At 33.2% G+C, this 25,555-nt stretch carries 21 protein-coding genes; 11 read left to right on the top strand and 10 right to left on the bottom strand.

Translation table 11 applies throughout. The annotated features are described in order from the left end of the window. Window positions 1-47 precede the first annotated feature (47 nt). Window positions 48-1,085 (top strand): aldo/keto reductase, encoded by a 1,038-nt coding sequence (locus HNP25_RS19620; protein ID WP_184137096.1) that lies wholly within the window; start codon window positions 48-50, stop codon window positions 1,083-1,085. 347 nt (window positions 1,086-1,432) lie between these two features. On the opposite strand, the gene HNP25_RS21880 is transcribed toward HNP25_RS19620, so the two are convergent. The 6 genes from HNP25_RS21880 to HNP25_RS19595 all read right to left on the bottom strand — a co-directional run bounded on the left by HNP25_RS21880 (window position 1,433) and on the right by HNP25_RS19595 (window position 7,168). Beyond that, on the bottom strand, window positions 1,433-1,648 hold the full coding sequence (locus HNP25_RS21880) for a PIN domain-containing protein (protein WP_229202912.1): 216 nt from the start codon (window positions 1,646-1,648) through the stop codon (window positions 1,433-1,435). A 13-nt stretch (window positions 1,649-1,661) separates the two neighbouring features. Then, a complete protein-coding gene (locus HNP25_RS21875; RefSeq protein ID WP_310587186.1) occupies window positions 1,662-1,841 on the bottom strand; it encodes a PIN domain-containing protein in 180 nt (59 codons plus the stop codon). Further along, entirely contained in the window at window positions 1,838-2,083 is a 246-nt protein-coding gene (locus tag HNP25_RS19610) for a hypothetical protein (RefSeq protein WP_184137095.1), read from the bottom strand. Before HNP25_RS19610 ends, HNP25_RS21875 begins: the two co-directional genes overlap by 4 nt. Before the next feature lie 452 nt (window positions 2,084-2,535). Beyond that, the gene (locus HNP25_RS19605; RefSeq protein WP_221432517.1) at window positions 2,536-3,021 is read right to left on the bottom strand and encodes a GyrI-like domain-containing protein; all 486 of its coding nucleotides are present in this window, start codon (window positions 3,019-3,021) and stop codon (window positions 2,536-2,538) included. Between the two features lie 126 nt (window positions 3,022-3,147). Next, a complete protein-coding gene (locus HNP25_RS19600; protein WP_184137093.1) occupies window positions 3,148-4,215 on the bottom strand; it encodes a transglutaminase domain-containing protein in 1,068 nt (355 codons plus the stop codon). 274 nt (window positions 4,216-4,489) lie between these two features. Further along, the gene (locus HNP25_RS19595) at window positions 4,490-7,168 is read right to left on the bottom strand and encodes a TrlF family AAA-like ATPase (RefSeq protein WP_184137091.1); all 2,679 of its coding nucleotides are present in this window, start codon (window positions 7,166-7,168) and stop codon (window positions 4,490-4,492) included. A 659-nt stretch (window positions 7,169-7,827) separates the two neighbouring features. Here HNP25_RS19595 and HNP25_RS19590 point away from each other — a divergent pair. Both HNP25_RS19590 and metK read left to right on the top strand, forming a co-directional pair. After that, window positions 7,828-9,015: a lycopene cyclase family protein gene (locus HNP25_RS19590; protein WP_184137089.1), complete on the top strand. Its 1,188-nt coding sequence runs from the start codon at window positions 7,828-7,830 to the stop codon at window positions 9,013-9,015. A 185-nt stretch (window positions 9,016-9,200) separates the two neighbouring features. Further along, complete coding sequence (gene metK, locus HNP25_RS19585) at window positions 9,201-10,481, top strand: methionine adenosyltransferase (RefSeq protein ID WP_184137087.1); 1,281 nt, start codon at window positions 9,201-9,203, stop codon at window positions 10,479-10,481. Between the two features lie 197 nt (window positions 10,482-10,678). Here metK and hpf read toward each other — a convergent pair whose 3' ends face one another. Together hpf and HNP25_RS19575 are read right to left on the bottom strand one after the other, a co-directional pair. Beyond that, window positions 10,679-11,029 carry a ribosome hibernation-promoting factor, HPF/YfiA family gene (hpf, locus tag HNP25_RS19580; RefSeq protein WP_184137085.1) on the bottom strand — a complete coding sequence of 117 codons (351 nt, stop codon included), beginning with the start codon at window positions 11,027-11,029 and terminating at the stop codon, window positions 10,679-10,681. 417 nt (window positions 11,030-11,446) lie between these two features. Further along, window positions 11,447-13,180 (bottom strand): VRR-NUC domain-containing protein, encoded by a 1,734-nt coding sequence (locus HNP25_RS19575; protein WP_184137083.1) that lies wholly within the window; start codon window positions 13,178-13,180, stop codon window positions 11,447-11,449. Window positions 13,181-13,228: 48 nt separating this feature from the next. On the opposite strand from HNP25_RS19575, the gene HNP25_RS19570 reads away from it, so the two are divergent. The 5 genes from HNP25_RS19570 to HNP25_RS19550 all read left to right on the top strand — a co-directional run bounded on the left by HNP25_RS19570 (window position 13,229) and on the right by HNP25_RS19550 (window position 20,432). Next, window positions 13,229-14,209, top strand: coding sequence for a DUF2157 domain-containing protein (locus HNP25_RS19570; RefSeq protein ID WP_184137081.1), 981 nt, complete (start codon window positions 13,229-13,231; stop codon window positions 14,207-14,209). Next, window positions 14,206-15,378, top strand: coding sequence for a hypothetical protein (locus HNP25_RS19565; protein WP_184137079.1), 1,173 nt, complete (start codon window positions 14,206-14,208; stop codon window positions 15,376-15,378). The genes HNP25_RS19570 and HNP25_RS19565 overlap by 4 nt, the downstream gene beginning before the upstream one ends. Window positions 15,379-15,635: 257 nt before the next feature. Then, a complete protein-coding gene (locus HNP25_RS19560) occupies window positions 15,636-16,823 on the top strand; it encodes a phosphoglycerate kinase (protein ID WP_184137077.1) in 1,188 nt (395 codons plus the stop codon). Window positions 16,824-16,910: 87 nt separating this feature from the next. Beyond that, on the top strand, window positions 16,911-19,406 hold the full coding sequence (locus HNP25_RS19555; RefSeq protein WP_184137075.1) for a bifunctional UDP-N-acetylmuramoyl-tripeptide:D-alanyl-D-alanine ligase/alanine racemase: 2,496 nt from the start codon (window positions 16,911-16,913) through the stop codon (window positions 19,404-19,406). Window positions 19,407-19,682: 276 nt separating this feature from the next. Then, window positions 19,683-20,432 carry a DeoR/GlpR family DNA-binding transcription regulator gene (locus HNP25_RS19550; protein ID WP_184137073.1) on the top strand — a complete coding sequence of 250 codons (750 nt, stop codon included), beginning with the start codon at window positions 19,683-19,685 and terminating at the stop codon, window positions 20,430-20,432. Between the two features lie 76 nt (window positions 20,433-20,508). Here HNP25_RS19550 and HNP25_RS19545 read toward each other — a convergent pair whose 3' ends face one another. Then, on the bottom strand, window positions 20,509-20,973 hold the full coding sequence (locus HNP25_RS19545; protein WP_184137071.1) for a DUF3592 domain-containing protein: 465 nt from the start codon (window positions 20,971-20,973) through the stop codon (window positions 20,509-20,511). A gap of 454 nt (window positions 20,974-21,427) precedes the next feature. Further along, a complete protein-coding gene (corA, locus tag HNP25_RS19540; protein WP_184137069.1) occupies window positions 21,428-22,498 on the bottom strand; it encodes a magnesium/cobalt transporter CorA in 1,071 nt (356 codons plus the stop codon). 131 nt (window positions 22,499-22,629) lie between these two features. On the opposite strand from corA, the gene HNP25_RS19535 reads away from it, so the two are divergent. From HNP25_RS19535 to HNP25_RS19525, 3 genes are all read left to right on the top strand, one after another. Next, on the top strand, window positions 22,630-23,862 hold the full coding sequence (locus tag HNP25_RS19535; protein ID WP_184137067.1) for a serine hydrolase domain-containing protein: 1,233 nt from the start codon (window positions 22,630-22,632) through the stop codon (window positions 23,860-23,862). A 104-nt stretch (window positions 23,863-23,966) separates the two neighbouring features. Then, window positions 23,967-24,503 carry a nuclear transport factor 2 family protein gene (locus HNP25_RS19530; RefSeq protein ID WP_184137066.1) on the top strand — a complete coding sequence of 179 codons (537 nt, stop codon included), beginning with the start codon at window positions 23,967-23,969 and terminating at the stop codon, window positions 24,501-24,503. 157 nt (window positions 24,504-24,660) lie between these two features. Beyond that, window positions 24,661-25,377: a YebC/PmpR family DNA-binding transcriptional regulator gene (locus tag HNP25_RS19525; protein ID WP_184137064.1), complete on the top strand. Its 717-nt coding sequence runs from the start codon at window positions 24,661-24,663 to the stop codon at window positions 25,375-25,377. The last annotated feature ends 178 nt before the right edge of the window (window positions 25,378-25,555 follow it).

Below are 25,555 nucleotides of genomic sequence, written 5' to 3'. Positions count from 1 at the left end.
CATCAAGTAATTTACTTCCTAAGACATAAAAACTAAAACAATTAAAAATGGAATATAGACAATTAGGGGCATCAGGCTTAGAAGTGCCTGTGCTAAGTTTTGGTACGGCTACTTTTGGCGGTGGAAATGATTTCTTCAAAGCTTGGGGAAGTACTCAAGTAGAAGAAGCAACCCGTTTAATTGACATTTGCTTGGAGGCAGGTTTAAATTTTTTCGATACTGCTGATGTGTATTCACAAGGACTTTCGGAAGAAATTTTAGGTAAAGCGTTGGCTGGCAAAAGAGATAAATCTTTAATTTCTACCAAAGCAACTTTCCCTTTTGGCGATGGGCCGAACAATCAAGGTTCATCTCGCTTCAGGTTAATCAAACAAGTGGAAGGTAGTTTAAAACGCCTTAATACTGATTATATCGACCTTTACCACATGCACGGTTTTGATGGCAACACGCCTGTTGAAGAAACACTCAGGGCTTTAGATGATTTAATTCAAAGTGGAAAAATCAGATATATCGCTGCTTCAAACTTTTCAGGTTGGCATTTGATGAAATCGCAAGCCATTGCAGATAAATATGGTTGGAATAAATATGTAGGGCATCAAGTTTATTACTCTTTGGCAAACCGTGAATACGAATGGGAATTGATGCCTTTAGGTTTAGACCAAAAAGTGGGAGCAATTGTTTGGTCACCATTGGCGGCTGGAAGATTGGGCGGAAAATATCGTAGAAATCAGCCACTTCCACAAGATAGCCGTGTGGCACAAGGCGGAAGTCCAATTCCAGAAGCTGTAATTAATGAAGAAGTATTTTACAATATTATTGATACTTTATATGAAGTTGCGGAAGAAACGGGCAAAACCGTAGCACAAGTAGCCATTAATTGGGTTTTACAAAGACCAACGGTTTCGAGTATTATTATCGGTGCAAGAAATGAAGAACAACTTCGCCAAAACCTTGAGGCAGTAGGTTGGAATCTAACAACTGAACAAATCAAAAAACTAGACCAAGCCAGCGAAGTACCAACGATTTACCCATATTGGCATCAAAGACAAAACGTAAAACTGAATCCTTTGCCTAAGTTTTATTAGGTTAACATGAGTCATCCCGAACTTTTTCTTAGAATAGTGAGGTTTAGGACGATTTGAGAGGTTTTTATCTTTATTATTGTACAATCCTTACTTTTCTTGTCTTGAAACAAGAAAAGTAACCGCAGCGGCGGCCGCAAAAGAAATTCAAGAATTCGTAATCGGAGTGGCGAACCACCTCGCTTCGCTCAAACAGTAGGAATTCATTGCTCATCAATCACAAAAAAGCGGTCAAAATTAGTTTTTGACCGCTTTTTTGTGATTTTAAAATTCGGGATGACTCATGTTTTATAATTTGGTAAGAATATTTCGGATTCAAATATTTGTAGTCAAAAATCTCCTATGTCCTATCAGCTTACGCTGTTTGTTGTCCAATCTTCGATGTCTATTTCTTCAAGTCGGTCAAAGTCACTAACATTTCTTGTTACTAAAGTCAGATTGTTGAAAATAGCAGTAGAGCCAATTAGTAAATCAAAGTCGTCTAAAATTTCACCTTTTGTTTTCAATCGTGCTTTTTCTTTTACATAGATGTTAAGTGCAGGAAAAATAGGAATTACGTCAAACATTGTTTGAAACGTTTCAAGGTTTTCCTGTTCTTTTCTTTGTGGATGCTTTTTCAACGCCATATTTTAGTTCGGCAATTGTAATTTCTGATATAGCACAATTTTCAAAACCTACTTTGTCAATTTTTGCTTCAAGATTGAATTTTCCATTCAGAAAATAGGCACAAATATTTGTGTCTAAAAGATACTTTTTCACAAGTCAATAGATTTAAAGCTGAACTTTCTATCTTTTTTCAAATCTTCCACAAAATCATCGGCAGATTGCTCTAATTCCAACGCCCCAAACAAAGATTTCCACGACATATCTTTAGTTTTTTTTGTCGTTTTCATCGATTCTGAAAACTTTGCAATAAGTTCTAATTTATTCTCAGAGCTTAGGCTTTTTAGCAACATAAAGTAGCTGTCTATCAAGTTTGTATCTATATCTGCGGTCTTCATCTTTTTATAGTTTATAACTTCAATAAAGTTACAAAAATAAGTATGGTTGAAAATTACTTTTCGTCAATTATTGTTGTTTTCAGTTAGCAAAATGCTGTTGTTCTAAACGGGTTTGGTTGAACATAACAAACAACCTACAAGTATTTATAAAGAAACTGGAGGTTGGAACCTGACCACCTGACTTGAAGTCATGCCATCAGTAATCCGAAGATACAGTTAGAAGTGTTTCGGAGAGTGTTGTTTTTCTGAATTGATTTGGAGCTGGGAAAATTGTCCATTATGTGGCGTAATTTCTCCATGTCTATTCTCAATCCTTTCTTTTTCTATAAATATGCCATCCCTTCAGGATTGAAAGATTTACTAAAAAGAAATTGGTAGTGGAGCTAAGCCAATGACACCAAATTCCCAAAATTAAGAATCTTACAGTTCAGCCCTATAACACCCGTTTGGCGTTATCCTTTTGGTCTGATTGGTATCCAAATTTCTTCTTCTGAATTTGGATCATTGTTTTTATATCTGTCTCCCAATATTTCAAAATGAGGTCTGTCATCAAGTAAATAGTTTGCTGAATTTGGCAGCCACGTTCCGAAAATATACTCAAATATTTCAGTATCAGTACTTAATCCTTTGTAATCAAAAACTGCATAAAGCCCGCCTGTCAATGTGTAAGTTTCCATTTCATTAGGAACAGTCTTAAAGTCTGCGACTTCAATAGCTGCCCACTTTTCAAATTCCGAATTAAGATTAGAAAAGGCAAAGTCAAACGATTGAGGGTACACTTGCATAGAAAATAATTCAGCCGTCAAGTTGCCTTTAATTTCTTTCCGTCTTGGCATAAATGATTGCCAAAGTTTAATAGTTTGATTATCCGCTAATGACATTATCAGTCGCTTGCCAATTAGTTTTCGTTCAGTTAAAGTTTCAATTCTTGGTTGCATATTGATGGGCTGGTTACTTCCAAAACTTCTTAGTATTTCTCCCGCTGGTATAAATGTTTATTAATATACCACCGTTCTGCGATTAGCACCCACTTTTCATAGATGCTCTGGCTAAAGTTTTCCCATCTAATTAGGCTTTGCATAAAAATCATCAATTGAGTTTGTGTATTCACAATAATCAATTTTTGAGTTCCACACCAACATGAAAGTCGGATTTTCAGTTGCCAAAGGGACAAGCATTAAACTTCGTTTGTTATTGACTCTGTTACGTTCAGTAATTACATTTTCACGTTGGTCAAAAGAACAATCAAAATAATAAAGGTATGGTTGAACAAAATTTATGTAGGACATTTTATCAACTTTCCCCAGACTTTTAAATTCCAGTTTATCAAAATTTGTTCTAATAGCATTTTGAAATTCTACAGCATTCAAAGGAACATTATTAAGAAAAGGCATAGCGTTAAATTGAGCATCAACAAAAACCCATTTTTGTAATTCATCAACAAAAACTTCCGTAGCAACGTGTCCTCCACCCCTCATTGATGTTGATATATCGCTGGTTTTAAGATATATAACTCTTGACTTAAAGCCTGAAACCTTTAATTGTGATGCCAAGACATATCCATAAGCAAAACAAGGAAATCTTCCACCTTCCTTTACTTCATCTAAAATTGAGATAGCATCATTTTTTTTAGGACTTACGTCTCCTCTATGTTCCCATTGGCTACGAGTCCAATTTAAGATAGTTAAAACTTTATCAATTTGCGTTTTTGAATTTTTGAAAGTAATCGGATATTTTGAATGTAAAGAATCAAGATACCCTTTTTCATTGTCGTTGGTGTATAAAATTTTATATTTAGGATTGCTTTTTGTTGAAGCATAATTTAACGTTGGTATAAAAATCTTCTGTCTTCTTACGGTTGTCAAGGCATAAGATTCATTGTTTAAATGAACATAGAAACGTTTGGTTTCATCATGATTAATTTCAAATTTTATACTATCAATATCCGTCTTGAACTTGAACATAATTTTAGTTTTTTCAGAAAGGTAAGTTTTAATGAGAAGGGTATCGTCTGCAATTTTTGGTGTAACTGTCCAATTACTATTTTCAACGTTGTTTACATAATATTTGATTTTGGCATTGTTAGCTTCTATGACAGGAAGACCATTATAAGTTTTTTGACTGTAAGCCAATATTGAAGAGGACGATATTAAAATTGTGAGTATTAGGTTTTGTAGTTTCATATTATGTTTAGTTATGTGTTAAATTTTAGCAAACGGTTTGGGACTTTCAATTAGCGTCGTATTTTACTTAGTTGGTGAATAAGGTAAAATAGTCCTTAGTATTGTTCTAATGCTTCAATTAGTCTTAGGCTTTCCAACAACTTATAAATATGGCTTTGATAATTGGTGGGTGTTGTTGGTGCTTGTTCATCAATCACTGCTGAAATAGAAGCTGTTTATAACCTCATCGTATATTATAAATTGATTGCCTCTTTTTAAAAGCAGTCTCGCCTCCTTCTAGTATATCACAAGCTACTCGATTTGTGTTAATGTTGTCAATTGAGCCACGTTCTATGATAGAGGTTTTTTCATTAGTACTTTTAAGAGGTAAGATTAACTCCGAGTCTCCTAAAACTGCTATGTTAGCATTGTGTGTAACTATAATAACTTGCCTATGTTCTTTGATTCTTTTTAAATTTTTTACCAATGTTTTGTAAATAAATTCGCTATCAAGATTGTCTTCTGGTTGGTCAATTATTAGTGGGCAATTTCTTTTAGAGTATAATAGAAGAGTCAGAAGTATTGATTGTTGTTGTCCCATGGATAATTTGGAAAAATCTCTTTCAATAATCTTAATTGAGTTATCAGACTCTACAATTTTCTTTTTTATTTTAATTACTGGAAAATCTTTAATAATCGCTCTTTGAACTTGTCCAAGAACATTAAACTCACCAAGTCTTCTTATTATATCATTTGCTTCTTCTTCATTAAAAAGAGATTGTTGAGTACCGTTTTTAATATTAAGAATTGGACTACTATCTTTCTTTATAATGAATTTAATCAATTCGAAATGATTTATTTTTTGAACAATAATCTCTGATTTTGACACTTGTGTAGTTCTATAACCCATTGCCGATTTAATAATTTCTGATACTTCTCTTGATAGGTTTTGTTTCTGAATAGTAATTTCTACTTCATAGTCAACAACAGAACCTTTCAAATTATTATTTATGGTATGGATAAATCTATATCTCTCATTATACAATAAATCTAAATTTTCTTTTCTTTCTTTAAGCAATTGATTTCTCTCTTTTTTTAAATCATCAAACTTTTTATTTTTTATTTCTAATTCTTTAAGTTTTGCTTCGAAATCGCTTACATCCTTCGTTACTTTTCTAATAAAAGACATATCTAGTTTTATACCTTGACTAACTAGTTCTAACCTTTTCATTTCAATTTTTTGGAGAATATCAACTTCTTTTGCTCGCCACTTTTCTACTATCTCCTCAATACTTGTTTTCAACGCTGTTGATTCTTCAACTACTTTTGTTGATTTTTTACTTATTGAGGTTTTATAATCTTCTATCAATTTATTTACGTCCCTAAATTCTTCTTTTCCTACTAGGATTTGTGTCTCTTCAAGGGTATTTATAGTTTGAATTAAAGAATCTGTGTTTAAACCTTCAGAGATATTGTCTATATGCTCATCTAAACTTTGAGAAAGTTGATTTCGTAATGTTCTTTCGTTTGCAATCCCTTCTTCATACTCAACAACTTCTTTAGCTTTATTTGCTTTAAGTGCATCTAATTGGGCTTTTGCGTTTGTTAGATATTGTTTTATTGTTGGTATTGAGTCTATTTCTATTTTTAATCTTTCAATAAAAGTTTGATTTTCTAGTAGTGAGTTTCTTAAAATTTCATCTTGTGATAAGAATGGTTTTACATCAATAAAGGCGTCTATGAAATTTAACAGTACTTCTGGGTCTTTCCCGCATTTTTGGATGGTTGATGCTGTTTCTCCTTGCCCAAAACTTTCAATTGTTATTGTTTGTATCCCATTTTCAGGATTGGTGAAATTTATAGTTTGATTATACTTAGTTCTTTGAAACTCTAAGATTTGACCAGCTTCATCTTCATAATACAATTTAATGTTATTGGGCCACACTTCGTTATCAATAACATCTTCTCTTGTCTGATTTCCAGATACTGCCCGTAGGCACTCTAAAAAAGTTGATTTTCCTGTTCCTCTTCCTCCAATGAGACTATTAAAATTATTACTAAAATGGACTATAGACTTATCTAATATCCCTCCTTCAAATTCAATTCCAATAAAGCGAGGAAAAGAATTAGGAATTTCATCTTCGATTCTTATTCTTGAATTCGCATCTAAAAATGCCACTCTAAATGAATTGAAATCAAGTTTGTCTAACTTTATTCTTGTTAGTTTTTTCTGCCCACTTATATTTTTACCAAATGAAACTAATTTGTGTGCATCTGAACTCATAATTTTAGCCAGATTATATGAATTATCTTCTTTCAGAAACTCTTTTCTGGCTCTAAACAATCTTTTTCTTTCTGAATTATCGTCATTCTCTGAATACCAATCTTTTGCATTTTTGTTAGAAATTTCTAAACCATATAGTAGGTCATGCTTTAAAATTGCTTCTTTGAAAGGATTGTAACCAGATATATAATTTTCAAAGCCCGCATCTATATCAATATGGGCAGCAATACCAAAGCCGTTATATTTTCTAGCAATTTCTAGAGCATTAGTAATAGTAGTGTCACATTGTTTTTTGTCATGACTAATTGACAATTCTCCAATGAACGATCTTATCTTTTCATAGGTTTCAAAGTACACCAAAAAATGACCCTGACTAGTTGAAAGTTCTACCCCTGGAATTACTAATATTTTTTTATCTTTTGCATATTCTATTGCAGAAGGAATATTTCCTATTTCATTATGGTCAGTTATGCTTATAATTGATATGTTTTCTCTTATGGCTTCATCAATTATATTTTGAGGTGTCATATCCATGTCAGTAACATCATAGGAAGCATAAGTTCCAAATGAATGTATATGTAAGTCAGCACGATAAAATTTTGCACCATTATCTAGAGATTGAATTTTTTCTAAAGTCATTATTTTTTCGGAAAGTTTATGTTTTATTAATATCAACTCGCTAATATGCGAATATTTTGTAGTCTATTTTATGTTATTTATGAATGTATATTGTTCTAATTTCTAAAGTAACTCTTTATTTTTTCTCCTCAAATGCAATAGTAATTTTAAATTTTAAAACCCAAACAAGGCTAATGACTTTGTCACATTCTAGTTAATTTTACTAGATGATTATTCTATCTAACAAGATGCCGATTACACTTTACTAGATGACAATTCCATCAAACAAGATGCCTGTTACTTTTTACTAGATGACTATTTCATCAAACAAAATACCTATTACACTTTACTAGATGTCAATTTCATCAAACAAGATACCTATTACACTTTACTAGATGACCATTTCATCAAACAAGATACCTATTACACTTTACTAGATGACTATTTCATTAAACAAGATACCTATTACACTTTACTAGATGACCATTTCATCAAACAAGATGCTTATTACACTTTACTAGATGACCATTTCATCAAACAATACCCACAAAAAACAAGCTCAACGCTGAAGGCTAAAAACTCATCGCTAAAATTTTTCTAACAAGATTTCGCTTTTCGGGTTGATTGAATAGAATGGTTTTCATACAAAATCATTAAATTGGTCTTTCTTCATATTTACCATGAATCAAAATCTTCCAAATACTTATCAATATATCATTGCTGGTGGCGGGATGGCAGGGCTTTCTCTGGCTTTTTATTTGAATAAAAGCTTATTGAAAAATGAGTCTATCTTAATTATCGACCGTGATGTAAAACAGGCGAATGACCATACTTGGTGCTTTTGGGAACAGGGAAATAGTCCTTTTGAAGAGATTATTTATAGAAAATGGAAGGGACTTTGGTTTTATGGGCATCAGGATTTTGCCTCATTTCTAAACATTGAAGAGTATTTTTATAAAATGCTTCGTGGGGAAGATTTCTATCAATACCTGATTCCTCAGCTCAAAAAGAATCCGAATATTACTTTCTTGCAAGCCGACATTGAATACATTGAAAGCACTGTCGATGAAGCTACAGTGATGACGAACCAAGGCGTTTTCAAAGCCAAAGCCTTTGTTTTTGATAGTATTAAAGTATCAAAATTCAATCAGGCGAAGTATCATAATATGCTTCAACATTTTAAAGGTTGGGTAATTGAAACTTCTCAAGCCATTTTTAAACCTGAAGAACCTACCCTTTTTGATTTCAGGATTGAGCAACAAAACGAATGTAGATTTGTCTATGTGTTGCCACATTCAGAGACAAAAGCTTTGATAGAGTTTACTATTTTCTCAGATAATTTACTCGACGAAGCTTCATACAATGATGCCTTGAAACAATATATTCAAGAGATTTTAAAGATAGAGGACTACCAAATTACGGAGATAGAATCAGGCGTAATCCCGATGTCGGATGAACCACAAGTAATTTCGCCTTCGCCTAAAGTTATCCGAATTGGTACGGCTGGTGGTTATGTAAAGGCTTCAACGGGTTATAGTTTTCAGCGTACACAAAGGTTTTTACAGCAATTAGTGCAGGATTTAGAAGAAGCAAAACGTAAAAACATTCCGCTTACTTTCAAAGGCAATTTCTGTTCAAATACTTGGAAAGCCCTTTTGGACAGTATCCTTTTGAATGTGATGTTGCATAAAAGAATGCCTGCCGATGAAATATTTACAAAGCTATTTAAGTACAATCGTCCTGCCGATGTATTGAAATTTTTAGATGAAGACACCAGCATGTTAAAAGATATTAGCATTATGCAGAGTGTTCCTCCTTTTCCATTTATTCTAGGACTAAAAGGAGTTCTTCTCTCAAAACTCTATTAAATCAAAGTAGTTTTACTCCTAATATTTTATGTGAATTATGTTTTCTATAGTTAATATCCTTAAATATATACTTATTTAAAGATAATTTATCTATAAATAACGCATTCAATAAGCCAAATTGTCAAATAAAAATATTAGTGATAAATTTGCACTTTGATTGATTCACAAAATATAAAATATTCATAATGGCATATCTTTTCACCTCTGAGTCGGTATCGGAAGGACACCCAGACAAAGTAGCAGACCAAATCTCAGACGCATTAATTGATAACTTCATGGCGTTTGATCCATCTTCAAAAGTAGCTTGCGAAACACTTGTAACCACTGGTTTGGTGGTATTGGCAGGTGAAGTAAAAACAAATACTTATCTAGATGTACAAACGATTGCTCGTGATGTAATTCGTAAAATCGGATATACTAAATCTGAATACATGTTTGAGGCAAATTCTTGTGGGATTATTTCTGCTATCCACGACCAATCTGCTGATATTAACCAAGGTGTTGACAGAGTAACGGCTGATGATTTTGAATCGAAAGCAAATGCACAAGGTGCTGGTGACCAAGGGATGATGTTTGGTTATGCCACCAAAGAAACTGACAACTATATGCCTTTGGCTTTAGATTTGGCTCACCAAATCTTGAAGGAAATGTCTGCTATTCGTAATAGCGAACCAGAATTGATTAATTACCTTCGTCCAGATGCAAAATCACAAGTAACGATTGAATACTCTGACGATAACGTTCCTCAAAGAATTGATACGATTGTTGTTTCAACACAACATGATGAATTCTCTGATGATGAAACAATGTTAGCGAAAATCAAAGCTGATGTTATCAATATCGTAATTCCAAGAGTAAAAGATAAATGTAAGCCTGAATTACAAGGTTTATTCGACGGTGAAATCACTTACCACATCAACCCAACTGGTAAATTTGTAATCGGTGGGCCACACGGAGATACAGGTTTGACAGGTCGTAAGATTATCGTTGATACTTATGGCGGAAAAGGTGCTCATGGTGGTGGTGCATTCTCTGGGAAAGACCCTTCAAAAGTTGACCGTTCGGCAGCTTATGCAACTCGTCACGTGGCGAAAAACTTAGTAGCTGCAGGTTTAGCTGATGAAGTATTAGTACAAGTTTCTTATGCAATTGGTGTTGCTCAACCTTGCGGACTCTTCATCAATACTTATGGCACAAGCAAAGTTGGTTTAACTGACGGAGAGATTGCTCGTAAAGTTGAAGAAATCTTCGATATGCGTCCTTATGCAATTGAACAACGTTTGAAATTACGTAACCCAATTTATTCAGAAACAGCGGCTTACGGACACATGGGACGTACGAATGAAATTGTTAAGAAATCATTCAAAGGACCAGACGGTGTTGTTTTTGAAAAAGAAGTGGAGCTTTTTACTTGGGAAAAATTAGATTATGTAGATGCCGTAAAAGCTAAATTTGGTTTAGTATAATTACCAAAATCGCAGTTTATCAATACAAAAAAATAAGGCGTCAATCGGCGCCTTATTTTTTTTACTATTAACCATTTTTATAATATTATCTAATTTATATATCAAGCTTAAAAAAAACAATTTATACTCTATCCGAAGACAAATAAAAAAGGGAACTCCAATCGAAGTTCCCTTTCAAAGCAATTTGCATTATAATATTAACTTTCCATAGCCATCGACATCAGTACACTTCTAGTCGGATTAGCTTTTTCTTGTATTCGTTCTTTAAATCGTTTAAGTTGGATTTTTAAAGCTTCAATGGCAATATCCATTGCTTCTTCAAAAGTTTTACCCTGTTCTTTTACGAAAAGCGTGCCTCCGGGTAAATTAATTTTAACTTCCAACATTTTACTTCTGACCTTTTTCGTATCTCCTTTATCAACTTTGAGAAATACTTCACCTCCAGTAATTCGGTCATAAAAAGTATCCAGCTTGTTTAATTTTGACTGGATAAACTCCAATAGCTTGATATCAGCATCGAAGTGAATTGAATGCACTTGTAATTTCATACGCACTCGGTGTTTAAAGTTAAACAAATTTTAAAAGAAAGCCCTCAAAAAAGCTTTTGCTCAATGGAGCAGTTCTCTGTTTTCCCTTACGTTTCAAACTGTTTTTCTTAGCTCATAAATTTTCGCTTATTGCAATAAAACAAAAATAACTCAACCAAAAATTCAAGCAAGAAATAATAAAGTCAAAACAAAGAACTCTCCGTTTTAGTCAAATAAACCCAATCATTTGAATAGGGTCTATAACTTTTCTGAGCTTTTTCTTATAATGAATTTAGAGATTATATTTTGATTATCCAAATGTTAAATCCACATTCTTTGAATAATCAAAGTTATTGAATCTTCATATATAGTACCGATGAAAATTTATTAGAAAAGTGCAAAAAACAAGATTTACATGCGTAAAACTACTTATAAAATCTACAAAAATTCATCTAAATTTGGCTTCTGCCACTCCACTCTCAGTACTTTAGATTGTACATTTATTTTCTCGAAAAAGCGTTGCCAATACAATTGCTGATTCGATAAACTATCCGTTGGAGATTTCACTTCTACAAAACAATATTCTCCGTCAGACCACATCATTAGGTCAGGAAAACCTCTTACATTCTCTCTTAAATTCCTTGCCATTTCAAGCATAATCAAGCTTATTTGTTCAGGAGAAAGCTTTCCTAAAAGGGTAAGAATCAATGGAAAAAGTCCGCCATACCAATCCACCAGAGGATTGGTTATTCCGTACTTTTCAAAGAAAATATTATGAATGTAAATCGTGGTTGCGTCAATATCTTCCAACATCAACAGGCGTTCTTCCATCCTTTCTTTACGCTTTTCAAAGAAAGTAGGTTTGAACAAATCAGAAGGCGAACGCTGTAAAGGATGATGAATAGCTAAAGTATCTGTATCAAAAATAATATCCCAAAAAAGCAAACCGAACAAGCTTCTCCAAAGATGATTTTCGGTAAAAGTTGCTTTCTTTCCATGCCGTTCGTAATAATCAATCACGCCCATTTCTACTTGTCTCTTCCAAATCAAATCAATTGAAATGGATTCTGAGCCGTGTAAATGTTGTGTAATGGCTTTCTTGGATTTCTTTTTTTGGAGAGCCGCTTCCAATCGGTTTAAGTAATCTTCTGCAAAATAATGTTCGTCAGCATTTTGTGGTTCTGCCAAAATCAATTCGCAAAGTGCTTTGGCTTCTTCTTTGTTTTTGAGTTTATCTAAAATTCGCACTTGTCTTTCTCTTGATGGCGATTGCTCCGTTAAACGAAAAACAATCAATGCTTCATCCAACGCTTTGAGTTTTTCTAAGTAAGCACCAACCTTTAAAGTAAAGCGTTCAAAGGTTGGAACGGCGATTTCTGTAAGTTCTTTACGATGCGTTTCCGTCCAATCCATAAACCAATTAAAGATTTCTAGGTAGTCAATTTTTGCTTCTTGCATCAAATAGAAATCCTCACGAGCCAAACTTACTTTTAGCTTATCTTCAACTTCTTGTCGAGTTTGAAAATACGCCACCATTTTATCTTCATCGTATTTTTCATAAGATTGAAAGCCTAAATCACGAGTCACAAATTCAGACATATCGCCGTGACGAGTACCAAAAAAAAGAAATTTCAAGAGTTGTACTTCCTCTTCAAAACATACTTTTACGACCGAATGCTGAACAGCATGAATGGCTGAAAAGTCTTTTTCATTGAGCAAAAAATGGATTTCTTCCCAGTTTCCAACTTCCAAAAGCCAATCTAGTACTTCTTCTTTTTTCAACGAAGCTTTTCCTCTGGTTTCTAAATTGAGCATTTTCGCTAAAAAAATCAGCTCAGATTTATTGAAAATATCTAATACTTCATACGCATCATGAAGATGTTTGCTAGATAAAGGTTCTACAAAACCTTTGCTAATTAAACTGTTCAATACTTCAGGAATATTCCCAATTTCAGCGTATTTTAACTTTTCAGTTCTGAAAAATGAACCTGTACGATTGGCAAATCTGATGAATAGACATTTCTCGTCTTCTGTCAAAGCATCAAAAGAAGATAAGAATTGCTGTTCATTTTCGTTCAGAATGTGTTGGTACTTTTTCTGAACAAAAGTCAGTAAGTATTGAAAATACTCCAAGTAATATTTAGGAGGCAGTTCTATTTTTTCAGGAGCCATTAATTCATTTTTTTCGTAATTTACAAAGATAAACAATCCTATTTAGGTATGACAGACCAAAAAGTCCTTGAAATATTTCATGCAAAATCTATTGTTTCTACCAAGGAAGTACAAAAGATTAATGATTTTGAAAATACAAAACCATTCTCGCTACATTATGAATTAAGACTTTTACTTTATTTGGGCATTTTTCTTTTGAGTAGCGGTTTGGGAATTGTTATTTATCAAAACCTTGATTCGATTGGTCATACAGTCATTGTAATTTTCATCAGTTTTTTAGTGGTAGCATGTTTTGCTTTTTCTTGTTGGAAAAAACAAAACTTTACTTGGGATGCTGTAGAACAAGTAAATCCATTTGCTGATTTTACTTTATTATTGGGTTGTTTGTCGTTCTTAACTTTAGAAGGCTATTTGCAATATCAATACAATTTATTCGGTGAAAAATATGGTTTGATTACTTTTATTTCCGCCATCGTTTTCTTCTTTCCCGCTTACTTTTTTGACCACCGTGGCGTGCTTTCAATGGCAATAACAGCTTTTGCTTCTTGGGTTGGCGTTTCTATTTCTCCATTAGCAGTATTTTCTAAAAACGATTTTACAGCTCCTTATTTTATTTTTACTTCAATCGCTCTCGGAATTTTATACATGGCAATAGGTTTACTTTCTGAATACCGAAAACTCAAACAGCATTTTGCCTTTTCATACCTTTTATTGGGAAGTAATTTGTCATTAATCGCAGGGATTGCAGGCGTTTTCAGCGAGCATCTCAAGTATTTATATATTTTAATTGTATTGGCGATTTCAATCGGCTTGTTCTTCTACGCCAAGATAAAACAGTCTTATGTTTTCTTGTTGACGGGAATTGTTTTTGCCTACATCGCCATTACGAAAGCTATTTTTGATATTTTTCCAGATGACTCAATGAAGGTTTGGTTTGCGGCTTATTACTTTATTGCCACTGGCATTGGCGTGATATTCTTATTATTCAATTTGAAGAAAATCCTTAAAACTGCTAAACAACGCCTATGAAAGCATATCAACAACAATGGATAGATAATTCTTTTCTTCAAAATAAAGCTCAAGATTGGTTTGAAAAAGGTTTACTTTCAGAAAAGCAAAATATTGAAATTAAAAATCAATTTCCTTTAGATTTTTATCAGCCAAATCCATTTATCAGAATTGCATTGTTTCTTTTTACTTGCTTGGCTTGCATTTTTAGTGTGTCATTACTTTACTTGATTTTTGAAAGTACTTTCCGAGAAAGTCCAAAAGCTAGTTTAACAATTTTAGCATTAGCCTTTGGAGTATTTTCTGTTTTTCTGTTAGAATTTCTCATCAAAACAAAAAAAATATATCAATCTGGAATCGACAACGCTTTATTGTATAGTACTCTTACAGCATTTGTTACTGCTATTTATACTCAGCTAGAACCATTACATTTACCTGCTTGGCTTGTCTTTACTTTGATAATGCCACTTTTTATTAGAGCCTATATTCGCTATGCAGATGTTTTTGTCGCTTGTGTTATTTACTTCTTAACAATCATGATTTTGGTAGATTTTTCACTCACATTTTCTATCGGGAAAACACTCTTGCCATTTATCATGTTACTTTTTTCTATCGTTTCATATTGGTTCGTTAGAAAACTAAAACAAAGAGCTGATTATCTATATTATGAAACTTGTTTAGATATTTTCAAAACATTGACTTTGGCTTCAGTTTATTTAAGTGTGAATTACTTTATCGTTCGAGAAGGCAATGCAATGATTAACAAAGTAATTACTCCTTTTTCACCACAAATTGCTTTAGCTCCTTTGTATTATTTTTTCACCATCCTAATTCCAATAGCTTACATTGTCTTTGGATTAAAAAAACGTGATAGAACTTTTTTGGTCTTGGGCTTATTAACCGCTGGATTTTCATTCTTTACTTATCGATATTACTTCGGAATCATTCCTACAGAAATCGCATTGCTGATTTGTGGAACATTACTGATTGGACTAGCTTCCTTTTTTATTCATCATTTAAAACAAGCTAAATACGGATTTACTTATATCCCCGACAATAATTACGAAGGCTTGAATATTGATACTCTGCTGTTATCAGAACTTGTCAATCATAAACTAGGGCAACATCATGATGAACTAAAGTTTGGCGGGGGAAACAGTGGTGGAGGTGGTGCTGGTGGCAAATATTGACTTAACAACAATAATTATAATATTTCAATGATTTTATGAGAAAAAATACTCAATTCATATACTTTTTTCGTGAATGAAGATGAAAAATGTATATTTGTTTCTTGAATTGATTATTAGGTTGATTCTCCTCTAAAAGATTTTAACAACAGCTAATAAAAAACCAATTCTCTTTGTAAAAGAGTAAAATATTTTAAAATACTCAATATTATCAGAATATTATTTTGCCATAAACAAAAAATACATAATTTACTTTATCCATGAAAACTGTCAATTCTTACAATTTTGCTGGCAAACGTGCCCTAGTCCGAGTAGATTTTAATGTGCCATTAAACGAGCGTTTTGAAATTACTGATGATACTCGTATCAAGGCTACGATTCCTACAATCACTAAAATTTTGAATGATGGTGGTTCAGTAGTTTTAATGTCTCATTTGGGTCGTCCGAAAGATGGACCAACTGAAAAGTATTCATTAAAACACCTTGTTAATCCACTTTCAGTTGTATTTGGTCGTCCAGTAAAATTTGCAGATGACTGTATCGGTCAATCAGCTATTGATTTATCTTCTAGCTTACAAAGCGGAGAAATTTTATTGTTAGAAAACCTTCGTTTTTACAAAGAAGAAGAAAAAGGAAATGTTGAATTTGCTGAAAAATTGTCTAAGTTGGGTGATGTTTGGGTAAATGATGCTTTCGGAACGGCTCACCGTGCTCATGCTTCAACGGCAGTAATTGGTCAGTTTTTTGAAGATAGAATTTGTGGTTATGTAATGCAAGCAGAAATTGAAAATGCACAAAGAGTATTAGAACACTCTGAGCGTCCATTCACTGCCATTATGGGAGGTTCTAAAGTATCTGATAAAATCTTAATCATCGAACGTCTTTTAGACAAAGTTGATAACTTGATTATTGGTGGCGGTATGACTTATACTTTTGTGTTGGCACAAGGTGGAAAAATTGGAAAGTCAATCTGCGAACCTGACAAAGTAGATTTAGCAAAAGAAATTTTAATCAAAGCAAAAGAAAAAGGCGTAAACGTTTATATGCCAGTTGATAACTTATGTGCTGATAAATTCTCAAACGACGCTAACACAATCATAGCTTCTCAAGGCGAAATTCCTGACGCTTGGGAAGGTTTAGACATTGGTCCAGAATCAGTTGAAATTTTCAAAAAAGTTATTGAAGTATCAAAAACAGTTTTATGGAATGGCCCGATGGGAGTATTTGAATTCCCAACTTTCGCAAAAGGAACAAATGCTATTGCGGATGCAGTAGTGAAAGCAACTGAAGAAAATGGTGCGTTCTCTCTAATCGGTGGTGGTGATTCTGCTTCAGCAGTAAACAACGCTGGCTATGGTGATAGAGTTTCTTATGTTTCAACAGGCGGTGGAGCTTTGTTAGAATATATGGAAGGCAAAGTATTACCAGGTGTTGCCGCATTGCAATAAATAACAAAGCATTTGCATTATTTGAAGGCGATACATAATTGTATCGCCTTTTTGTATTTATCTTTGAGATAATTAAATAAAACAAACGTGGAATTTCAGTCATTACCCATCAACACAAACGCTCAATACCTTTTGAATGATAGCCGTCAGCTTTCATCACCACAACGTTCTATTTTCTTTGCTATCAAAGGGCTTCATCATGATGGACATCTTTTCTTAGATGATTTATATAGGAAAGGAGTTCGTGAATTTGTGGTTGAAAGTAATGCGCTAAGTCCGACTATTCTTAGAGATTTAAAAAGATTTCAAGAAGCTAAAATCTGGAAAGTTGAAAATAGCATCTCAGCGATGCAAGAAGTAGCACAAAAACACCGTGAGCATTTTAATTTACCTATTATCAGTATTACAGGAAGTAATGGAAAAACAATTGTAAAGGAATGGCTTTCACAATTATTAAGTAATCGTTTTAAAATTGTAAAAAGCCCTAAAAGTTATAATTCACAAATTGGAGTACCGCTTTCTATTTGGCAAATTAATGAAAGTCATAATCTTGGGATTTTTGAAGTTGGGGTTTCCAAGCCCAACGAAATGGAAAATCTGGAAAAGGTAGTTCAGCCATCCATCGGAATTTTCACCAATATTGGTACTGCTCATAGTGAATTTTTTTCTAGTAATTCACAGAAAATAAAAGAGAAAATCAAACTCTTCAAGCATGTCAAAACACTTATCTATTGTGCTGATTATGTTGAAATTGATGAAATAATAAAATCAGATTTTATCATCGACAATCCTAATTGTACAATCATCAATTGGTCAAGAATGGCAAATACTGGCATTCGTGCCGATTGGGAAGTTGATGTTGAAAACACAAAAGTATTTTTAGATTTAACAGCAGTTACTAGCAATGCTGAAAAGTTTACTACGTCTTTCGATATTCCATTTACTGACGAAGCATCTATTGAAAATGCCATTCATTGTATGCTTACACTTTGGCATTTGGGCTACAGTACTTCAGAAATTCAGGCAAGATTACAAATACTTCGTCCGGTTTCGATGAGGCTTGAAATGAAGCAAGGAATTAATTCAAATTACTTGATTGATGATACTTATAATAATGATTTAGCGGGTTTAACAATTGCCCTAAATTTCCTTAGTCAACAAAAACAGCGACAACGGAAAGTACTTATTTTAAGCGATTTACTAGAAACTGGCATTCCAGAGAAAGAACTTTACAAGCAAATCGCTCATCTTGTCAAAGAAAGACATCTGGAATATTTTATTGGTATTGGAGATGTGATTTCCCGTAATAAAAATCATTTTATTACAAGTTCGGCAAAGACAACAACTAATATCCAATTTTTCAAAACTACTGATGAATTTCTGGATAGTCAAACCATAAAATCGCTACACAATTGTACGATGCTGATTAAAGGAGCAAGAAAATACGGTTTTGAACAAATCGTAAATCGCCTTGTTCAAAAAACGCATGGTACTATTCTTGAAATTAATTTAGATGCTATTACCAACAATTTGAATTACTACCGTGATAAAATTGGGCAACAAATTAAAATGATGGTAATGGTGAAAGCTTTTGCTTACGGTTCAGGAAGTACAGAAGTGGCTAATTTACTTCAATTTCATGGCGTTGATTACTTGGCTGTTGCCTACACAGATGAAGGCGTAGCACTCAGACAAAACGGTGTTTACTTACCCATTATGGTAATGAACCCTTCACCAAATGATTTTGAACAATTAGTAGCTTATTCTTTAGAACCTGAAATTTATAGTCTCAGAATCCTGCAAGAATTTTCAGACTATATTGACAGTAGAAATTTAAGTTCAAAAATTCATTTGAAAATTGATACGGGAATGCACCGTTTGGGTTTTGAAAAAGAAGCACTTCCTGCATTACTTTTGTGTTTAAAATCAAACCCTAATTTATGGGTTTCCACTATTTTTAGCCATTTAGCGGCAGCTGATGAAGAAGCTTATGATGATTTTACACAGAAACAAGTATGTACTTTTACTGAAATGGTAGGTGAAATTTCGGAAGCTCTTGGCTATATTCCTTCTCGCCATTTGGCTAATTCTGCTGGAATCGCCCGCTTTCCAGAAGCAAGATTGGATATGGTTCGCCTTGGTATTGGTCTTTACGGCGTTGCAGCCAAAGCTGAAGACCAAGTAAATTTGCAAACTGTTGGAACATTGAAAACCGTTATTTCGCAAATTAAACACATCAAAGCGGATGAAACAGTAGGCTATGGTCGAAAAGGAGAATTAAAAAGGGATACTAAAATCGCAACCATTGCAATTGGTTATGCTGATGGTTTTAATAGAAGATATGGCAGAGGAGTTGGCGAAGTATTAATCAATGGACATAAATGTAAAGTTGTAGGCAATGTTTGCATGGATATGACCATGATTGACATTACTGATGTGCCTTATGTTCAGGAAGGAGACGAAGTAGTTATTTTCAACAAAGAATTAACAATCAGCGAGTTGGCTCATAAAATTGGTACAATTCCTTATGAAGTATTAACAAGTGTAAGCGAAAGAGTAAAACGGGTATTTTATCAGCTATAAAAAAAGTGCAAGAAATAACTCTTGCACTTTTAACTTTCAACCTTTCAAAACATAATTACAATCAAAAACAATTTGAGTAAAAATGCTTCTGATTCATTATTCAGGCTTGATTGATATAAAAATTGATTGTTATAAAAATGGTTAATGTGTTTTTAAAGAAATGGTTAATGCTTGTGATACAAATTTATGCAAACTTTTATTATAAAAGCAAAAAATATTGCAAATATTTGCAATATTTTTCAAGGAATTTAATTTTTATACTTCAAACTGAGTATTATGTTAAAAGAAGAACGCCAACAAATAATTTTAGACAAACTAAGTACTGATAAAAAAGTAACATTAGTAGATTTAGGGCAAATACTAAATGTGTCTTACGACAGCGTTCGGCGTGACATCATTGAGTTGGAAGACCGTGGATTGCTAAAGAAAGTTCATGGTGGTGCTATTGCTAATTCTTACTTGTCAATCAAAGCAAGCAAAGGTCTTGGAATCGTTAACACTGAATTTGTGACCATTGCTAAAAAAGCTTTAAAATTGATTGAAAACCATAAAATCATTTTGATGGATGGTGGCACAACCAATTTTTATATTGCCGAGCAACTTCCTAAAAACATGGAACTTACCATTGTAACCAACAACCCACATTTGGCTACAGCATTGGCAGAACATCCAAAAATTGAAATAATTTTATTGGGAGGTTCTTTCTACAAACGTTATCAAATTACGATGGGAAGTAAAACTTTTCAAGACCTTGAGCATATTCATGCGGATGTGTATTTTATGGGAACAAACAGCATTAATCCTGAATTAGGGTTGGCGATTCGTCATTATGAAGAATCATTATTGAAACAAAAGATGATGAGTATTTCTAGAAAAATTGTTACTTGTGTGATTGAAGAGAAAATTAATCGAGAAGAAAATTATAAGGTTTGTGATTTTACAAGATTAGATTACTTAATCACAAGTTTAGCACCAAATGATAGCTTATTAGCTGGCTTTAGAAATAAAAATGTAGAAATCCTTTGAAGATTTATTGCAAAAGTTTGCAAACAAAAAGGGGATGAATTGAAAACTCATCCCCTTTTTAATTATTTAACCAAAATTAGAACATTAGCATTGCACTAGTACACAATAAAACGATTCCTAATATTAAGAAAACTGATGGATTCAATCCTGGGATACTTCTTTCACCCAAAGCAGAATCGTAAGGATTCTCTGGATTATATCTTACTTGCATGGTTTGTCCAACCTGACTAAGCATTGACATTCCTTTGTCTGCTTCAATTTTGAATTGTCTTCCATTTACACTGAATGAAACTACAGGGAAAAATATTGGGCTTTGCCCTAATTTATCACTGCGTTCATAACGTTTGCTTACTTCTACTACTTCACCATTTGTCAACACTGAATGTTGCAACCAATCACGACGCTTTTTACTTAAATAAATACCTAAAAATATTAATGCTCCAGCTACCAAAATAAAACCAGCCATGACCAATGGCGGTACTCCCTCATACACGCCATGCGGGCCTGAGATAAGTAATATTGAATTAAATGCACTTTCCATATTCACAAAAATTTAATGATTCTTTGACCGAATGAAGTGTATATTGCTACGCTTCATTACAAATTTCAGGTAAAAGTCATTAAAAACCAAGCGGTTAGGATTCTGAGTGATTTTACTCATTAGATTGTAGAAAGGCTATTTTTGAAGGTTTTATCTATTTTCTATTTAAGCATTTCTATTTTAAAAGCTGTTTTTTCAAAATCTCTATTTTTTACACGAGAATTACCCATTTTTAAAACTTAGTTCTGCTAAAAAATTATTTTATTGAATTTTAAAGTTTTTTTATTGCATTTTTACTAGTATCAACTTCTATTCAAACCTTTAATTAACTATAAATTGTTGTTTTTAAAGAAAAACAATTCAATTCTACACTCATTCAAGTATTTAAAAGCATTATTTTCAGGAAAAAGGCTAAAAAATAAACCCAAAACTAATTAAAAAATATTTTTAGATTTCAAAGCCAATTTTTGCGTTTGAACCATAAAAGCATCGAAATTACCAGTAAAATCATTACTCCCCAAACCACATAATAACCATAATGCCAATGTAGTTCTGGCATATAATCGAAATTCATTCCATAGATTCCAGCCACAAAAGTGAGCGGCATAAAAATCACAGAAATGACCGTCAGTACTTTCATGACGTTATTCATTTTGTTACTGGCTTGCGAGAGATATAAATCCATCAATGATGCACCTAGGTCACGAAATGAATCTATCGTTTCAACAACTTGCATCACATGGTCGAGTACATCTCTTAAATAAAGACTGGTATTCGAAGTAATCAATGGAGCTTCTTCCCTAATCAAATTCGCCAACATTTCACGCAATGGGAAAATCGCTCTTCGCATTAAAGTAAGCTCACGTTTCATGCTGTAAAGCTCGTTCAATGATTTAGGATTAGGGTTTTTAATAATATCCTCTTCCAATCTTTCCATATTTTCTGAAAGCTTATCAAGTACTGAAAAGTAATTATCAACCACTAAGTCAATCAAAGAATAAAGTAAATAATCAGCACCATTTTTACGAGTTTTACCTGCTGAAGCTTTGATCCTTGTTAGAATTGGTTCAAAAATATCTCTTGAACGTTCTTCTTGAAACGAAATCACATAACCATCGCCCATGACAAAGCTTAAATGTTCAATTTCAACTTCACGTGTATAAGGATTGTATTCAATCATTTTAAGCGTTACAAAAAGCTGATCTTCATTGTAATACTCAAATTTGGGTTTCTGGTGAGTATTCAGAATATCCTCTAGCACCAATGGATGTAGCGTAAACATCTCACCAATCGTAGCAATGACAGCGGGTTCGTGAATACCATCAACATTCATCCAATAAGTTTTATTCTCGGTTAATTCTACATTAAAAGTATCTAAAGTAGGAATTTTAGTTACTTCATATTGTTCAAAATTATAGCTAGTCCAAAGTATTTGGGTCTCAAAATCAACCTCTTTTCCTACATAAGTAAGCGTACCGGGCGAAGTCCCTAAGTTTTTATTCTGAATAATATATCTTTTTGACATCAGCGTCGTTTTATTAGCATTGTGATAAAATAGCTTTCAATTTAGAGCGTAGATTGGCAATTTTCAAATTCCAGCAGTAAATTGCTACATTAATTGACCACTCAATTAAGATTATAATCCTTTACAGCATCGTGATAATATTAAAGTACACAAAACATATCATTATATGTAGCTTAATTTCAGGTATCGTTTTATTGGCTTGCTCACATCAGTCAAAACAATTAGGCAAAAACACTTCATCAGACATTTCTATCAGAAATGATAGTATTTCTAAATTATTTGACCCAAAACTCGCCGCCAAAAAGGCAAGTAAACTTGATACTTTTTTCAAGAAACTTCATAAAGTTAACGGTTTTAATGGTGCGGTTTTAGTTTCGCAGTATGGCAAAGTGATTTATAAAAATGCTTTTGGTTACGCAAGTTTCAGTAAAAAAGATTCTAACACAACTCAAACGCAATTTCAGTTAGCTTCTGTTTCAAAACAGTTTACTGCCGTTGCTATTATGCAATTACATGAAAAAGGTTTGATAAATTACGACGATCCTGTTTATAAATACATTCCTAATTTTCCCTACGACCCAAGTATTACCATCAAAAGTTTACTTTCTCATAGTTCTGGGATTCCAAATTATGTGTATTGCTTAGATAAAATCATCAATAAAAAAGTACCGCTTACAAACGGCCAAGTAGTTGATTTGTTTGCTCGCTACAGACCTGGCATTAACTATTATCCGAACAGTAGGTTCAACTATAATAATTCAAACTACGCTTTGTTGGCTTATATTGTTGAAAAGCTTTCAGGAATGAATTTCAGAGAATATGCTAAGAGAAATCTGTTTGCACCAGCAGGAATGTCCAAAAGTTTTGTTTACGACCCAGCCAAACCTGAACTGGTAAGTTCGGCAGCTATTGGCTACACACCAAAACGAAGAGGTTTTTGGCAAGTACCTTTCGACCACCTCGATGGCGTAGTAGGTGATAAAGGAATTTATTCAACCGTTGAAGATTTATATAAATGGGACATGGCTTTGAATAGTGAGAAACTTGTAAAATTGAGTACGCTCAACGAGGCGTTTTTACCTGCACATTCTTTTAAAAACTTGTTGACTAAAAATTATGGTTTTGGTTGGAGACTTCAGTTATTAGACGATGGTACTTGGTTAACTTTCCACACGGGTTGGTGGCATGGTTTTAAAAACTATTACATGCACAATAACCGAGATAATTCTTCCATTATTATTTTACAAAATGTTTCAAATAGAGCTTTAGCAAGAGTAAAAGTGGCACAATCAATATTATATCCAGAAAAAGCTTGGTATTTTATGAGTGGCGAAGGCCTGCCAGGCGAATTTGAAATCGAATAATTTACTCCTTTTTATTTTGACAATAATTATTTAAAAACTCGTTTAATCATAAAAAAAAGCTAATTTTAGAGGGTAAAAAAACCTTTTATGAAAATTCAATAGACATGAAAATCACGAAACTACTACTCAATTTTTTTTGCTTGTTGATGTGTCTTTCCTTCACTGTGAAAGCTCAGTCGGAAGATGAAGCCATCAAAACTTGTGTCAATAATTACTTAGAAGGTGTTTTGAAAGGTGATGCTGCACGCTTAAATCTTGCCTTTCATCCAACAGCAATACTCAAAAGTATCAATACCGTTAGTGGTGCTTTGCAAGATGTTCCTGTCGCTAAATTTATTTCAACTACTCCAGTCGGTGGAATTGAAACTAAAGGAGGTTCAACTAAGCTAGTTAGTTATTCTTATATTGGTGCATCTGCTTTGGCAACTGTTGAACTACGTTTTGGAGATTTCAAATATGTTGATTTGCTAAGTATGCTAAAATTTGGTAATGATTGGAAAATCGTAAGCCGTGTATTTAGTCGTACTGATTTAGACAGCCAAGTAAAAGGTACTGCGATTGCACCTTCAACAGCTAATAAACCAGTGGTAAAAAAATCATCTTCAGCGAATGTAAAACCTAAAGCAGATGATGGTTGGTAAGCCTTAAAAAATATAATTCGTTAAAGCTCATGAAATTCATGAGCTTTTTTTGTACAATCGCAAAAGCTAAAACAAACTCTCCTTTGCGTAAAAACCTAATAATTCCTAACTTTGCAAACTCAAAAAGAAAAGATAGCAATCACAATTAAAAATAGAAATGGGAAGAGCATTTGAATTTCGTAAAGCAAGAAAATTTAAGCGATGGGGACAAATGGCAAAAACATTTACCAAAATCGGTAAAGATATTGTCATTGCAGTAAAATCGGGCGGACCAGACCCTCATTCAAATTCACGTTTACGGGCAATTATCCAGAATGCCAAGGCAGTGAATATGCCAAAAGACAATGTTGAACGTGCTATCAAAAAAGCTTCATCTAAAGAACAAGAGGACTACAAAGAGATTGTTTATGAAGGATATGCTGCTCACGGTGTTGCGGTGTTAGTAGAATGTACAACTGACAATACGAATCGCTCTATTGCTAACATCAGAAGTCATTTTACAAAATGTGGTGGAAGTGTTGGTACTACTGGTATGTTGGATTTCATTTTTGAACGCAAATCAGTTTTCAAAATTGCAAAAACAGCTGAAATAGACGTTGAAGAATTAGAATTAGAATTGATTGATTACGGTGCAGATGAAATCTTCTTGGATTTAGAAACTAACCAAGTAAACATTTACGGAGAATTCACTGCATTTGGAGCTATCCAGAAATTTTTAGAAGAAAAAGGCTTTGAATTACAAGGAGCTGATTTTGAAAGAATTCCGAATGATACCAAAGAACTCACTGAAGAGCAAATGGCTGATGTTGAAAAACTAATCGAGCGTTTGGAAGAAGATGATGATGTTCAGAATGTTTATCATAATATGAGATAGATTTTCTTAGTCAATAAAAAATATTATTCAAATTGACTTTCTTCGTCAGAAAAATCATTTCAAAATTTTTGACCTTATTCTCATCCTTACTTTTCTTTCCTCGTATGTTTGTCTTACTAAAAATCATGTTAAAATAGATTAAATTACGATATTAGCTTTTGAGTGGTGAGAGGATATT

The sequence above is a fragment of the Arcicella rosea genome, from assembly GCF_014204325.1.
GTDB lineage: Bacteria > Bacteroidota > Bacteroidia > Cytophagales > Spirosomataceae > Arcicella > Arcicella rosea_A.
This window is presented reverse-complemented; position numbering and strand designations above follow the sequence as displayed.